Origin of the sequence: Niabella soli DSM 19437, assembly GCF_000243115.2 — a bacterium.
Taxonomy (GTDB): domain Bacteria; phylum Bacteroidota; class Bacteroidia; order Chitinophagales; family Chitinophagaceae; genus Niabella; species Niabella soli.
This window is the reverse complement of sequence record NZ_CP007035.1, coordinates 1,147,321-1,162,460: the sequence shown is the minus strand read 5'-3', so window position 1 is coordinate 1,162,460 and position 15,140 is coordinate 1,147,321. Positions and strand designations below refer to the sequence as shown.

Sequence of the window (15,140 nt, the reverse complement as noted above, 5' to 3'; positions counted from 1 at the left end):
CCTCAAACCAAAAACTTCAAATATAAAATATGTCTTTGACCTCCATTTCGCCCATTGATGGCCGCTATCATAAACAGGTACAGCAATTAGAAGAATTTTATAGTGAATATGCATTAATAAAATACCGGGTAATCGTAGAAGTAGAATATCTTTTTTTCCTGTCTGAGAAGAAATTTTTGAAACTATCGGCATCGGCAAAAAAACACCTGCGGGCCCTGATCGAAAATTTCAGCACGGAGCAGGCAAAGGCAATTAAAGAGATTGAGAAGATAACCAACCACGACGTAAAAGCCGTTGAATATTTTTTAAAAAGCGAGCTGGATAAAACGGATGCGAAAGAAGCAAAGGAGTGGATCCATTTTGGCCTCACTTCCCAGGATATTAATAATACTGCCATTCCCATGCTATGGAAAGGCAGCGTGGAGCAGGAACTGATACCGGCGTATGCAAATCTGCAATCCGTTCTAAAAGAACAGGCCCGGCAATGGCGGGAGGTATCCATGTTAGCTAAAACCCACGGGCAGCCTGCCTCTCCCACAAAATTGGGAAAAGAATTCATGGTGTTTGTAGAGCGCCTGGAAAACCAGATCCAGCTCTTCTCCTATATTCCGTTTGCAGCAAAATTTGGCGGTGCCACCGGCAACTTTAATGCGCATCATGTGGCCTATCCAAAAGTTGACTGGATCAAATTCGCGAATGAATTTGTAGATGAAATATTAGGCTTGCAACGCATGCAGTATACCACACAGATCGAGCATTACGATAATCTTGCAGCGCATTTCGATGGTATTAAACGGCTCAATACGATATTGCTGGATCTATGCCGGGATATCTGGACCTACATCAGCATGGATTATTTCAAACAGAAAACCAAGGCTGGTGAAGTAGGTTCTTCTGCCATGCCGCATAAAGTAAATCCTATCGATTTTGAGAATGCCGAAGGAAACCTGGGCATTGCTAATGCACTGCTGGAGCACCTTTCAGCCAAACTGCCCATAAGCCGCCTGCAAAGAGATCTTACAGATAGCACCGTTTTAAGAAATATCGGAGTGCCCATTGCCCATACGATCATTGCGATCCGTAGCATCGAAAAAGGATTGGGCAAACTGGTGTTGAATGAAGCAAAATTAAAACAGGACCTGGAAGACAACTGGGCGGTTGTTGCCGAAGCGATCCAAACGATCCTGCGCCGGGAAAAATATCCGAATCCTTATGAAGCATTGAAAGCGCTTACCAGGGGCAAAGCGAGCATCACCAAACAAACCATTCATGAATTTATTAAGGGATTAAAAATTTCAGCCGATCTCAAAAATGAACTGCGCAAAATAACGCCGCATAATTATACAGGGATCGTAGCGAAATTTTAACAGACCTATAAAGTCTCCGTCGAGGTCAGGTCAAGATCGCATAATGAATTGGCCGTTTTTCGGTTTGTGAAGACACTGACCGTGGCGAGGCAATGATTTGTGTCTTCACAAACCATGTACGTTTATACATTTTAATAAAACTGATTCCGGTCCATTATCGCAGGCTTCTTTCATTTAGCGTCAGTCAATTTTTACCATTCCGGCAACTACCACTACTTCTCCGGTTAGTACGGAAGAGTGGTTTTGTATTTTCCGGATCTTTTTTGTTTTTCGTTTTTCTTTTTTTCAGATGTCATAATAACCCGACCGAGCTTCCCCTCGATACATTGAGACGGATCTACAGATGTAACAGTGCTGTCTGTGGTAACAAGTGAATCCCTCTTTGGGATGGTTATTGCATTTATTGTTGAAGCAAAGCCCGGTGGCTTTTTGTTTACAGACTGTGCCTGACCGGGATGCGATAATAAAAAAAGGAACAGGAAAATGGCTGCCATTTTTTTGACGAGGGGCCATCCGGTTTGGGCAATACGGATCGCAATAGTCTGAATGTTTTCGTCGTATTCCATAGCTAACTGCCTGTCAGTAAAGCGCCCACATATTTTTTCAGACTGGTTTCGTATCAGGAAATCACTGATTTCCTGAGCGGTCATACCTGCAAAGTCAGTTACTGTTTTTGCACAAATTCCACAAAAGCGGCCTCTATCTTCCGGTTTCATTTGGTTCCAGTCTTCATGGCAGGGAACAGGGATGCTTATATTCATAATTGCTTTTGGGTTATGATGCAATTGTGGATATAATTACATAACGGAAGCCCTGTGAGGTTTCCAAAACCTCACAGGGCTTCCGTTTTTATTCGCCTGTAACTCTCGAAGGCGTATCTGCCCCTGAAATAATAGAACCAGCGCTTAATCCGATGGAACGGATAATTTGCGTCATATTATCCAGGTCAAGTGTCTTTACCTCATCACTAGGCTTGTGATAATGCGGTTCATTATCCATTTTTGAAGTGGAAATGGTATGTGCGGGAACGCCGAGCCGGGCCAGCGTTGCATTGTCGGACCGGTAAAATAATTGCTGATCCGGATAGGGGTCCGGGTAAAACGAAAAGCCGGTCCCTTTCAGGTTTTTCTGGAGGATCGTTCCGAGGTTTGATTTTTCAAAACCCGTAATATACGCCGAATTTTTACCCCATTTGCTGTCGGTGCCGATCATTTCAATATTCAGCATTGCCATAATTTTTGCCGGGTCCAGTTGTTTGCTGAAATATTGTGATCCAAACCCGCCGGATTCCTCCGCCGTAAAGGTTGCAAAAATAATAGAACGTTCATTGTTTTTCAGCTTACCAAAATAATCGGCCAGCATTAATACCGCTGTGGTTCCGGAAGCATCATCGTTGGCTCCGTTATATATGGAATCGCCATTCTCCGGCTTTCCGATCCCCAGGTGATCATAATGCGCGGAAAAAACGACGTACTCATCCTTTTTTGATTTGCCGGGCAATACGCCTGCAACATTTGCCAGTTTGTTTTCTTTAATGGTATGTGATGCCTTTATAGAAAAGGTCTTCATTTCGGGATTGCCCAGAATGAATAGGGTGGAGTAATCCCGTTTGAAAAAGTTTCTTTTAAAAGCAATAAGCCGTTTAAAATTTTCTGAAAAGGAGGCGTCCACAAGCACAATTGTATTTGCATTATTCCGGACAAACCCACTTGCAGCACGAAAAAGGTTATCGCCACTTTTTATATGTTCTATCCGGTAGCCGGATGTTTCTGTAACCGCAATTTCTGGCTGCCCCGTTATTACGATAATATTATCCCTGGAAAATTCTTTTTGATCGATCGTGGCGGTAAGACCTTTAAAGGCGGCACTGTATACGGAAAAGGGTTGTAGAAAAGAAGTACCTGTTAATGGCTGTAATCCGCTTTTTTCAAAGGAAGCTGCAATCAGATGGGCTGCCTTATCGATCTCTGGTGAAAAAACCGCCCGTCCCTTCATGTCATCAGCCGCGAGGGACTGAATAATATCCTTTGTAGTGGCCGGATTAAAAACAGTACCGGTTTGTTGCGCAAAAGCAGCGGTTGCATTCAACAGGAGGAGCAGTGATGCTAAGGTTATAAGTCGATAGTGCATTGTTTTTAAAAGGCAAGGTAGGGATTTTTGATCATTCAGAGAGAATTTCATAACTTACCAAGGCGTAGTGCTGACAGTTTCCTGTGGTTTTTTATTACTAATGGTAAATACAGGTTAGCATGAAAAGACAAATTAAAAAAAACTCGATCAAAGAGCAAACAGGTACCCACGATTCTTTTCGGTTTGCGCAACCTTTTTTCACAACCCTTCCCCCGGAAAAACGGCCCCTGATCAGGGGAGTAGGCAGGAGGATGACCGACTATATTGCCACAAAATTACTCCCGATACCCGACCCTCAAAGAAACCCCACTATGACGCTGGCTGACATAATCGGGCAGCAAGGCACTAATGAAATTATTACAGCGGGGTCAATAAAATTTCACGCTGTAGGAGATACCTGGAATCCGAATAATATTCAGCAGATGGCTGTGACGAACGCGATGACTAAAGATTATTCTATTTCGGCTCCGCAACATTCGCCTGCTTTTTTTCTCCATTTGGGAGATGTAAATTATTATAACAATACAGATAGCGGCTACCACGAACAATTTTATGTTCCGTATAAAACCTATCCGGGCAAAATAATTGCTATCCCGGGTAATCATGACGGGGAGCTATTCAAATACGATGGAACCAGCACGGGGCAAAAAACAACACTCGAAGCGTTTATGAGGAATTTTTGTCAACCTGCTCCGGGTGTGCCACCTGCGGCGGGCACGATCTACAGGGAAATGCCAAGTCAGCCGGGCGTTTACTGGCATTTGGATGCCCCGTTTGTTGATATCATCGGTCTCTATTCCAATATCGCTGAAAACCCGGGTTATATTGCAGATAATGCTATTGTTGGTCAAAAACAAAAAAACTGGTTGCAGCAGGCATTGACAACCATCCAGCAGCAACGCACAAAAAATGCAAGAAAAGCGTTGGTCATTGTTACACATCATCCGCCTTATAGTAATGGTGGTCATAGTGGAAGCGCACAAATGCTGGCGGGCATTGATGACGCTTGTACTAAAGCAGGTATCATGCCGGATGCTGTGCTGGCGGGCCATTCACACAATTATCAGCGCTACACGCGTACTATTTCCTTCAACAAAAAAAGCCTGCAGATACCGTTTATTGTTGCGGGTACCGGCGGGCGTAATGCTGATCCCGTCACAAAGCCATCGAAGAAAAAAACCGGTGGCGTTAGTTTTGATCAGTCCCTTTCCGGCTACGGTTATCTTTTGGTCACAGCATCGCCTCAATTCCTGAGTTTTAACTTTTACCAAGTGAAAACAAACACGGTGCTTTACGATTCAGTAAAAGTGAATCTTACGACCAATAAGTTGGTATAATTTTTTTGAAATTATTTTCGTGTTTTCATATACCGGTCTGATAACCATCTCCTCACCGGTATATCGTAGTATTTCAAACTCAGATAAGCAATTCCAATAGCTATAAAGACGATGAGGATGCAAAGGGGAAAGGCCTCGGACAAGGGCACTTTATGATTGGTTACCCAAGCGGTGGAAAGATATATTAACGGGTAATGTGTAATATATAAAGGGTAGGAAATATCCCCCAGAAAAGAACAGAACCGTTTCGCGGTAGCATTTTTTATTGTTCCGCAGGCACCAATATATACGATAAGCGGAAACACCAGGATGATAGACAGGGCTTCGTACAATCCGTTCTGCCACAGTGGCCCGTTGGCGCTTATTCTGGGCATAGCCAGTACTACAATAAGCATAAGGCTACTAAACAAAAATCCGTACGCTATTTTTTTTATTTTGATAATTCTTGATAGTAACAATCCCGCCAGGAAAGGAAACAGCAACCGGGTGAATCCAATGCGCAGTTGCTCTTCATTTAAGGCCCATCCACCGACAAGATCGCCTGTGGGGCTGGTAAGGGCAAACTGGAGCAAAATAATTGCAGCAATAAACACTAGTACAGCAAGCACTTTTGTAGAAAACCTCCGGATAATAATAGCATATAAAATATTCGCCAGATATTCAAAAAACAAAGACCAGGCCGGGCCATCTAACGGATAAGTTTCCGTCCAGCCCCTGATGTCCATAGAAACAGGCATCGGCAACATAAGATATCCTGCAATTATGGTGAGCAAAAACATTCCCGGGCCTGTTCCGGCAATATTGGGAAACATAGAAGATTTTTGGAAATAAAAAAGTAAAGCGCCGATAGTCGTACCCACCAGGATCAACGGATGAAGCCTGATCAGGCGTCTTTTAAAAAAGCCTTTCAAGGTCATTTTATTCCACCGGTCGTCGTAAGCGTGCGCAATTACAAAACCCGAAAGCATAAAAAAGAAGTCCACCGCCAGGTAACCGTGATTAATGATCAGTTTACTGTGATCGCCGTTGGCAAACACTTCAAATACGTGCATCAATATTACCAGCAGGGCTGCCACGCCTCTTAACCCGTCTAAAATTTCGTAGTGTTTTTTTGTGTCGTTAAATACAATGTTTTGCATCGTTACAATCGTTATGGATAATGGTTCGAATCCTTCGAATATACAAAATCATATCAATGCCCGATCAATTAATAGTAATTATAACCGCGGACAGCTTTCGCATTCAGCAACTGTGATTGTCGCATTTGCACTGCAGTGGCGCAGTATTTGTGGTCTAAATTTGAATAAATAAAAATACTATGAGAAAGATAATTGTAACAGAATTTATAACGCTGGACGGCGTACTGCAGGCGCCGGGTGGTCCGGAAGAGGACCCCTCAGAAGATTTTAAATTTGGTGGCTGGTCTGCGCCCTACGATGATGAAGCTTCCGGTAAGCTGATGCTGAAACAGATGGAACCGGCAGACCTTCTTTTGGGCAGAAAAACATTTGAGATCTTTGCCCGTTACTGGCCGGCACATGCCACATTTTGGCCCGGCATTATGGAGGTGAATAAATACGTTTTGTCCAATACGATACAACAGTCGGACCCGATTGTTACGGCGTGGAACAACTCTCATGTTTTAACTGATCTGGCAGCTATCCGGGAGCTCAAAAATTCAACGGGTTCTGCGATTAAAGTTTGGGGCAGTGGCGCGTTGGTTCAGTTGCTGCTAAAGCATGACCTGGTGGACGAGCTCTGGCTTAAAATTTATCCGTTGACGCTGGGCAAAGGAAAAAACTTATTTGCTGATGGCCCTATCCCTGCTGCATTTGCGTTAACGGAATCGGCCATTACTCCGGGTGGTGTTATTTTCGCCAATTATAAACGGGCAGGGGAGGTAAAGACGGGAACAATAGGGGTTTAAATAAAATTAGCGGATGAAAAATAAGTAGTGCTTTAAAGAAATAGCACCTTTAGGCATGGCTACCTTAAAAAACACGGTGACTGGGCATTAAAAGCAAAACCGGCGTTGGTTTGGTATCCTGGTGGAACACAGAAGACTGGGGCGACGCGTAGCAGAATGGTACTATTGTTGTCACAAAAGTCTCCCGTTCGCCAGAAAACCGATAAAGGAGTAAGGGTATATTTACATAAGAAAATATTTCAGCAATTACTTAAAATTTCTTGAAGGGAACAATTCACCCTGCGTTGCTTTTTGCAGCAACTCTTTTTGTTGCCCTCCGGGAGTTGCTTCATTCATATAAGAGATTGTATTGAATTGCAAGCCGGGCGTTTCAGTCTCAGTCATTGCTTGTAGCAAGACATTTTGATTATAACATTTATGCACCACCACGTGAATCACTTCACCCTCTTTTTGCAGCTTGCCGGTCACCATTAATAGTCGTGATTGCAGGATCTCTCTGCGGTATTTTTCAAATACCTTATGAAATACCACCAGGTTGGCAATGCCCGTTTCATCTTCAAGGGTGATAAAACAGACACCGGTAGCGGTTTGTGGCCGCTGTCGTACCAGTACCAGGCCGGCCACCCGTACAAAAGCACCATCAGGCCATAACGACAGGTGTTGCGTAGGGGCACAGTTTGCAACGGTCAGCATTCGTCGTGCAAAACTTACAGGATGTGCTTTTAAGGAAAGGGTAGTACTATTATAATCCTGCAATACATGTGCTGCCAGGCTTAATTCCGGCAAGGATATAACAGGTTCCGTTGCACCTGGTGAGGCCTGTCCGGAAAATACGCCAAGGGGTTTGTCGGCAAGGGCAGTTACTTCCCATAATGCCTGCCGGCGATCCAGCCCCAACGACCGGAAGGCATCAGCATCGGCCAGTCGTTCCAGTGCTGCTTGCGTCATGCCCGCATCATGCAGATGATGGATGTTTGTATAACCGTTTTTCCGCTGTGCTAACAGCGACAAACAATCATCTTCCTTCAACCCCTTTACCTGGCGAAAGCCCAGACGCACCGCACAAAAACCTTTGGATTGTTTTTCAAGCGTATTGTCCCAGGCAGAATAATTAACATCCACCGGTAATACGGGCACTCCGTGTTTACGGGCGTCTATCACAATTTGCGCCGGCTGGTAAAACCCCATGGGCATACTATTTAACAGCGCTGCGGCAAACACATCAGGATAATAGCATTTGATCCACGCAGAAACATATACCAGCAAGGCGAAGCTGGCGGCATGTGATTCCGGAAAACCATAAGAGCCAAAGCCTTCCAATTGTTTAAAAACACGCAGTGCGAACTCCTCTTCATAACCTCTTTTTACCATTCCCTGTACCAGCTTTTCCCGCCACTGGCTTACCTGCCCCTGTGCCTTAAAAGTGGCCATACTGCGGCGCAGGCCGTCCGCTTCGGCCGGAGTAAAACCGGCAGCTACAATGGCAATTTCCATGGCCTGTTCCTGGAACAGGGGAACGCCTTTGGTACGCCCCAATATTTCCCGCAATTCTTCTTTGGGATATACTTCTTTTTCCAACCCCTCGCGCCTTCTCAAATAAGGATGCACCATATCACCCTGTATAGGCCCGGGCCGCACAATGGCCACTTCAATGACCAGATCATAAAAGTTCTCAGGTTTTAAGCGCGGCAACATCGACATCTGGGCACGGCTTTCGATCTGGAAAACCCCAATAGTATCTGCATGACAGATCATTTCATAGACTTTTTTATCCTTTTGCGGAATATTGGCCAACGTTAACTGAAGCCCATAATGCTGCCGGGCCAGGTCAAACGCTTTGCGGATGCAGGTTAGCATGCCCAGGGCCAGCACATCTACTTTTAAAAAGCCCAGGGCTTCCACATCGTCTTTATTCCATTCAATACAGGTGCGGTTTTTCATGCGCGCGTTCAGGACAGGGCAGAGGTCGGACAGCCGCCCCCGGGTGATCACAAAACCGCCGGTATGCTGCCCTAGTTGCCGCGGAAATCCCATGTACTGTTGGGTTAATTCCAGCGTTTTCAGCAGATGGGGGTCTTTGGCGCTAAAACCATCACTGGACAAAGCTTTGCCCGCGAACCATTCCTCCGTAAATTCATATGCCGATTTCGATAAATGCGTTACTGCATCTACAGATAGTCCCATCGCTTTGCCCACATCCCGCACGGCGCCCTTCCAATGCACCTGGGTAACGGTGGCAACAATGCCTGCCCGGTGCCGTCCGTATTTTTCATAGATATACTGCATCACTTCCTCCCGCCGTTCATGTTCAAAATCCACATCAATATCGGGTGGTTCATCGCGCGCGTCCGACATAAACCGGGCAAACAATAACTTTATTTGTATAGGGTCTACAGCGGTAATGCCCAAACAATAACAGATCACCGAATTAGCCGCAGAACCGCGCCCCTGGCATAAGATGTCCTTACTGCGGGCAAAGCGCACCAGATCATATACGGTTAAAAAATAAGAAGGATAATTCTTTCGCTTTATAAATGCCAGTTCTTCATTAAGAGCCGCTTTTATTTTTTCCGGTATATCCGTTCCGAACTTTTCCCGGGCGCCCTGCCAGGTTAAAAACTCCAGCTCCTGTTGAGGCGTGCGTCCTTCGCTGGTAAGCTCTTCCGGATACACATAATGCAGCTCATCCAACGAAAACCGGCAGGCAGTAACAATTTCCTGTGTATGCGCTATCGCATCGGGATAATGGCGAAACAGGCGCTGCAATTCTTTTTCCGGCTTCAGGTAGCGCTCCGCATTCTGACAGAGCTTATAACCCGCTGTTTGAATGGTGCATTTCTCGCGGATGCAGGTAAGGATGTCCTGCAGCTCCCGGCGGGCAGGGCTATGGTAGTGCACATTATTAACTGCTACCAGCGGTACTTTGTATAATAAAGACAATTGATGTAAACGGTGCATTCTTTTTACATCCTGTCCCTGGTAAATAAATGAAGCCGCTAAGTACAGGCGATGGCCCAATTCTTTTTTATACTCGTTCAGCACTTCTATAAAAGTTGCTTCAAAATCAAATTGCGCATTCAGCGCATCCGGGGGGATCATAATAAAAAGCAGGCCTTCGGCATGGCTGTATACATCGGCTTTGTATAAAATACATTTCCCTTTTTCAGTACGCAGGTTTCCCAGTGTTAATAAGGCAGAGAGGCGGCCGTAGGCTTTTATATCTGTAGGATAAGCCAGCAGGGACGGACCATCAGCCAGGTCCAGGCGGCAGGCAGGAATGAGGTGTATCTTTTGGTTCCCATCTTTGTCTTTAATTTTCCTTGCCGCGGCATGCGCGCGCACAATACCTGCCAGGGTATTATGATCCGTAATAGCAAGGGTTGTGTAGCCCAGTCCGGCCGCATATTGTACCAGTTCTTCCGGGTGCGATCCACCGCGCAGGAAACTGAAGTTCGTCGTTATTTGTAATTCCGTATAATGCATTTTTTAGCTTATGATAGCATCATAGATCGGGTTACCAAAAGTTGTGGCACATGGTTCGCCGGAAAGGCGGAAAAGGATGTCTTCAACCGTGTCTGATTTACCCTCCTTCCGGCAAAACTTTTTTTAATGGTTATTAATTTTTTGTCCATCGAAACAGCATTACTTCACGCAAAGAATCCATGCAGGTACCATCGGGGTTTTCCTTCTTCATAGCGGCCGGAACGGAACAGCCAGTACCGCGCACCCTTTTCATCTTCTACTACATAATAATCCCGCACCAGGCCCTCTTCCAGCCACCATTCCTGCTCGATACGCTCCGGTCCGTCGGCCTTTTGTATTCTGTGCACCTCGTTTTTATACCGGAACAGCATGGGCGGGTAATCGGGTATGGGCGCTGTTACGCTAATGGGTTCGGGCAATGGCAACAGTTGCACCGGGCGCGGGCGGTCTGTTTTCCAGCCGATAGCTGCTTTTGCGGTTAAGGAAGCCGCCTGATATTGCGCGCGTTCAGGCCAGTAATGCGCTGCCGGTAAATAACGGCGGATACAGGCAGCGCCCATGCGTCCGGCAATCCGGTCCAGCAGGTTGGTCAGCTCAATACCTTCATCGCCTCCAAGGGTTTTCCAGAACGCCTCCTGTTGTGCCGGGAAGTGCTCCACCACAGGCGCTTCCAATATAAATAACTCTATGCCCAGACCGGGGGCAATGCAATCCAGTTTTTGCTCAAACAGTTTTAACAAATGGGCTTTGTTGCGTACCGGGCGATTGGTACCAATGCTTACCTGTTGCAGATTGCCATCAATCCGGTATCCCTTGAACAGTGCGGTGCGCAATCCTTTTTCTTCTTTTGCCAGGCGCAGGCATAGTTTATCCAGCAACTGATCCAATGCCAGGGCAATACCTGTTGCTGTGCGTATCGGTTCCAGGCTGGGGAGCGTTGCCTGAAAGGGTACCGGCGGGGTTACGGGTTCGATCCATTCCGTAGCGAGGCCTGCCGCCTGTTCCATCCGGTACAGTAATCGTTGCCCAAAACGCCGGCGCAGCACGGGGCGTGGAATCGCATCCAACTGGCCAATGGTGCAGAACCCCAGTTTTTTCATGCGCTCCAGGACCTCCGCTTCCAGTCGTAAGGCTGCCGGCGGCAAGGATAACAAGTCCTGCCAATGTGCGGCAGGAGGCGCTATCCACTGTTCGGCGCCATACCGCGCCAGGGCCCAGGCGGCGCCTACCGTGTCCGCAATCGCTCCGCGGGCGGTATAGCCAGCGGCTTTCAATTTTGCAAGGATGGTTTCCAGATAAGCCGCCTCGGTTCCCCAAAGGTGGGCGCAGCCGCTAATGTCCAGCAGCAGGCCATCCGGGAGGTCCACAGCAGCCACCGGTGTAAACCGTATGCACCAGTGCGCCAGTTTTGTCAGCAAACGCGCTTCCTGTCCGGGTTTGTTGTTAAAGAGTTGCAGCTCCGGCAGCAGGGCCCGTGCATCCGCCGCTACCATGCCCGGCATAATTCCTTTTTTTATTGCGGTGGGGCTGGCACATTCAATAACCCTGCGGCCCCGTTGCTCCGCGGTCAGCACAAAATCCTGTTGCCGTAATTGCGGGCGCAGCCGTATCATGCTGTCTGTAATCAGATGGGGAAACCATATACTTAAAAAGCGAGCCATGTTATCCTGTTTTTTGTATCACCAATGGTGGGGCCTCTTTTTCGGGAATTGTTACAGCAAAGCCCTGAGGCGTCCATTGCACCTGCCAAGTTCCCGGCTTCCCGTTGCGTATTTTCAGCAGCTCCACCTGCCATCGGGCGAAGCCTACACCCGGAAGGTCATCCACAGCACTGCTGGCCAGCGGTGTTATACGCCAGCGTGCCGTGCAGGCCACTATACCCGGTGGTTGTACGGTGCAGCGATGCAGCAGTCCTGTTACGTGGCTTTGCTCTACGGCCAATTGCAACCTCCGCGATGCGGTAAAGGATAATTCCGGCACTTCGCCCACTACGGCGGCCAGTGTCGGGCATTTCAGCCCTTCTTCTATGGTCCATAAGGCCTCTACGGCATTACGGGCCGTTACAAAAATTACCTGGTCCGGCTCCACCCCAAACAATTTTAAAGCCGGGGGATAAGGGTGGGGGCGGGTGCTTACCCACAAACAGCAGCCCCGGTGCATCAGGGGGGCCAATAAGCCGGCCATAAAACCGGTAGTGGCTGCTGCGGCTTCTTTCGTGCAACTGATGAATTCATGAACAGCACTCTGTGGGAATGCCCGGTCGGGAAAAGCATCCTGCAAACGATCAAGGCCTACAGATAGTTGCGCTGCTTCCAACGGCGCGCGCAGGCCCTGCAATTGCAATATTTCATTTTGCAGTTGCTCAAACAGCGTTTTATGAAACCGTAACTGACCCATTTCTTGTTTGTATTGCTAAGGTATGCTAAATACTAAATAAATTAGTATTTTTAGCCAATTATTTTAGCTTTAAAATAATTGTACCTTTAGATATGGTTTCACAGATTCAAAAACAAAAAGCGGAGCAGTTCCTGCAATGGCACCAGGATGAAGAGATATTAGTGCTGTTAAATTCATGGGATACCGGAAGCTCTAAATTAATAGAAGCCTGTGGTTATAAGGCCATAGCAACCACCAGTATGGGAATAGCGGCGGCGTTGGGCTATCCCGATTGCCAGGTGCTGCAATTGTCTGAACTACTTAACGTGATAACGGGAATTGTAAAAGGAGTGCAGGTTCCGGTAACGGTAGATATAGAAGCCGGATATGGAAATACGCTGGATGAAATAATTGATTCGGTCACCCGGATCATTGCCACCGGAATTGTTGGAATAAATATTGAAGACAGCATTGATTTAAACCCGGTACTAATTGATGAGCTGGAATTTTGTGAACGAATAGCGGCTATCCGTTCCTTATCCGATTCATTGGGCATTCATTTAGTGATCAATGCAAGAACTGATTCTTTTTATACTTCACCTGGCTCGCCGAAGGAAAAATTAGCGGAATCAATAAGGCGGGGGAATATGTATCGCGAAGCCGGGGCCGACTGCATCTTTGTGCAGCCCGTATGGGAAAAGGAAACGATCGCCACATTGGTTAAAGAAATTAATGCCCCGGTTAATATACTTGCTAACCCTACCATCGGGGCGGGGTTGCCTCCGTCCGTCCGGGAGCTTCAGGATCTGGGCGTAGCCCGGTTGAGCCTGGGCTCCAGCGTAATGAAAGCCACGCTGGCATTGATCAAAAAGATTGCTATTGAATTATCTCAACAAGGAACCTATGCTATTTTATCAGATGCGCTGGTACCGTTTTCTGAAGCAGCATTGGCCTATAAAATGGCGACAGGACTTCATAAATAAAGCCTATGGATCATTTCTTCTCAACGGTTTCTCAATACACAAACCTGTGTGCGCAAAGCAGGCAGGAGCTGGCCCGGCACCTTCAAAAGCAAACGTTGCCCAGGGGAACTGTCCTGGTGAAACCGGATACCACCTGCAAACACTTGTATTTTATCGACAGTGGCCTTACCCGGACTTATTACCTGAAAGACGGTAAGGATATAACCGACTGGATCAGTGATGAGCATTCCTTTGCCTGCTCCATCATCAGTTTTATAACACGCAAACCAGACCGGCGGGGGATTGAGTTGCTGGAAGATTCTGTTCTTTATTCGCTGCACTGCGATGTGCTGGATACGCTTTGTGCCCGGCATCATGATATTGAAAGCCTTTTCAGAAAGCTTGTATCATTTGGCCTGATACAGTTGCAGCAAAAATTTGACGACCTGCATTTTACCAATGCGCTGGAGCGTTACCGGCATTTAATGCAAACCAATCCTTCATTTATCCGGCGGGTGCCCCTGGGTATGATCGCTTCTTACCTGGGCATTACGCAGGAAACATTAAGCCGTATGCGCGCGCAACGCTGAGTTTTTGATATATATCAAAGATGCTATTGTTCTGATTTTTGACCTTTGTGTACAAACAGAAATATTATGAGCAACAGTATTCTTTGGATCTTGCAGGTTGTTATGGCCCTTTCATTTTTTTATTCAGGCATCTGCAAAACGGTATTGTCTGAAAAAAAACTGGTGGCCGTAGGGCAAACGGGAGTAGAGGGACTTTTCCCGGTTTTTATCAGGTTTATTGGCCTATCGGAACTGGCAGGTGCTGTGGGGCTGATCCTGCCCCTGTACTTTCATATAGCGCCCTGGCTTACGCCGGTAGCCGCCCTGTGCCTTGCGTTGATCATGCCTTTTGCAGCCCGGATCCATTATCGCAGGAACGAGCCCCGTAACGTTCTCACAAATGTCATCTATTTTATTATCGGTATCCTGATCGCCTGCGGCAGATTTTTTATCCAGCAATGAACTTAATGTCGGCTTTTTTAAAAAGATAAAATATTCCCGGCATGATGCCTACTGCTACACGCCGTTGAGTTTGGGTATTGGAGTGTTCTCTATAATATTGGAATTAAGTCTTTGATAGCGTAATATAAAATTGAGCTATGGTAGAAGTTTGTAAAACAAATGTGAGAGGGCGTCATGATTCGATGGCTATGCTCAACATACTAAAACAAAAATTTCCGGAGCTGATAATGAATTTTGACCTGGAGGACTGTGACCGCATCTTACGGATAGAAGGCGATCCGATTTTTATAACCGCAATCATCAGCGAAATGAAGTTGAAAGATTTTATATGTGAGCCGTTGCACTAACTGTTCAGGCGAACATATGCTAATTTTTAATGCCTGTACTACTATTGTCGAATGCCACGAATCCGCAAATGTGCGCTAAAGGCGCATGCTATTTATGTCTATTTTCTGTGAAAAATATATTCATTCGTGCATTTGTGGCAATTCCTGAATTTTTGCATGCGCCCTGACCATTGGTCACTC

The 15,140-nt window shown here is 46.5% G+C and carries 13 protein-coding genes; 7 read left to right on the top strand and 6 right to left on the bottom strand.

Translation table 11 applies throughout. The features are described 5' to 3' along the window. Positions 1-29: 29 nt before the first annotated feature. Complete coding sequence (gene purB / locus NIASO_RS04825) at positions 30-1,367, top strand: adenylosuccinate lyase (protein WP_008583016.1); 1,338 nt, start codon at positions 30-32, stop codon at positions 1,365-1,367. Positions 1,368-1,591: 224 nt separating this feature from the next. On the opposite strand, the gene NIASO_RS04820 is transcribed toward purB, so the two are convergent. Together NIASO_RS04820 and NIASO_RS04815 are read right to left on the bottom strand one after the other, a co-directional pair. Further along, positions 1,592-2,083 carry a hypothetical protein gene (locus NIASO_RS04820; RefSeq protein ID WP_157547198.1) on the bottom strand — a complete coding sequence of 164 codons (492 nt, stop codon included), beginning with the start codon at positions 2,081-2,083 and terminating at the stop codon, positions 1,592-1,594. Between the two features lie 133 nt (positions 2,084-2,216). Beyond that, a complete protein-coding gene (locus NIASO_RS04815) occupies positions 2,217-3,497 on the bottom strand; it encodes a M28 family peptidase (protein ID WP_025298719.1) in 1,281 nt (426 codons plus the stop codon). Between the two features lie 119 nt (positions 3,498-3,616). Here NIASO_RS04815 and NIASO_RS04810 point away from each other — a divergent pair, with 119 nt between their 5' ends. Continuing rightward, complete coding sequence (locus NIASO_RS04810) at positions 3,617-4,834, top strand: metallophosphoesterase family protein (RefSeq protein WP_008583022.1); 1,218 nt, start codon at positions 3,617-3,619, stop codon at positions 4,832-4,834. A gap of 11 nt (positions 4,835-4,845) precedes the next feature. On the opposite strand, the gene NIASO_RS04805 is transcribed toward NIASO_RS04810, so the two are convergent. Beyond that, positions 4,846-5,973 (bottom strand): acyltransferase family protein, encoded by a 1,128-nt coding sequence (locus tag NIASO_RS04805; RefSeq protein ID WP_008583024.1) that lies wholly within the window; start codon positions 5,971-5,973, stop codon positions 4,846-4,848. Positions 5,974-6,152: 179 nt separating this feature from the next. On the opposite strand from NIASO_RS04805, the gene NIASO_RS04800 reads away from it, so the two are divergent. After that, positions 6,153-6,761 (top strand): dihydrofolate reductase family protein, encoded by a 609-nt coding sequence (locus NIASO_RS04800; protein WP_008583025.1) that lies wholly within the window; start codon positions 6,153-6,155, stop codon positions 6,759-6,761. A gap of 246 nt (positions 6,762-7,007) precedes the next feature. On the opposite strand, the gene NIASO_RS04795 is transcribed toward NIASO_RS04800, so the two are convergent. The 3 genes from NIASO_RS04795 to NIASO_RS04785 form a co-directional block, all read right to left on the bottom strand. Beyond that, positions 7,008-10,244, bottom strand: coding sequence for an error-prone DNA polymerase (locus tag NIASO_RS04795; protein WP_008583027.1), 3,237 nt, complete (start codon positions 10,242-10,244; stop codon positions 7,008-7,010). A 164-nt stretch (positions 10,245-10,408) separates the two neighbouring features. After that, a complete protein-coding gene (locus NIASO_RS04790; protein WP_008583029.1) occupies positions 10,409-11,905 on the bottom strand; it encodes a Y-family DNA polymerase in 1,497 nt (498 codons plus the stop codon). Between the two features lies 1 nt (position 11,906). Beyond that, positions 11,907-12,641, bottom strand: a complete 735-nt coding sequence (locus tag NIASO_RS04785) for an ImuA family protein (protein WP_008583031.1) — start codon at positions 12,639-12,641, stop codon at positions 11,907-11,909. Between the two features lie 92 nt (positions 12,642-12,733). Between NIASO_RS04785 and NIASO_RS04780 the strand changes: the two genes are divergently transcribed. From NIASO_RS04780 to NIASO_RS20310, 4 genes are all read left to right on the top strand, one after another. Continuing rightward, entirely contained in the window at positions 12,734-13,603 is an 870-nt protein-coding gene (locus NIASO_RS04780) for an isocitrate lyase/PEP mutase family protein (RefSeq protein WP_008583033.1), read from the top strand. 5 nt (positions 13,604-13,608) lie between these two features. After that, positions 13,609-14,172: a Crp/Fnr family transcriptional regulator gene (locus tag NIASO_RS04775; protein ID WP_008583034.1), complete on the top strand. Its 564-nt coding sequence runs from the start codon at positions 13,609-13,611 to the stop codon at positions 14,170-14,172. Positions 14,173-14,238: 66 nt separating this feature from the next. Next, positions 14,239-14,613, top strand: coding sequence for a DoxX family protein (locus NIASO_RS04770; protein WP_008583036.1), 375 nt, complete (start codon positions 14,239-14,241; stop codon positions 14,611-14,613). A 137-nt stretch (positions 14,614-14,750) separates the two neighbouring features. After that, positions 14,751-14,960 (top strand): hypothetical protein, encoded by a 210-nt coding sequence (locus tag NIASO_RS20310; RefSeq protein WP_008583037.1) that lies wholly within the window; start codon positions 14,751-14,753, stop codon positions 14,958-14,960. The last annotated feature ends 180 nt before the right edge of the window (positions 14,961-15,140 follow it).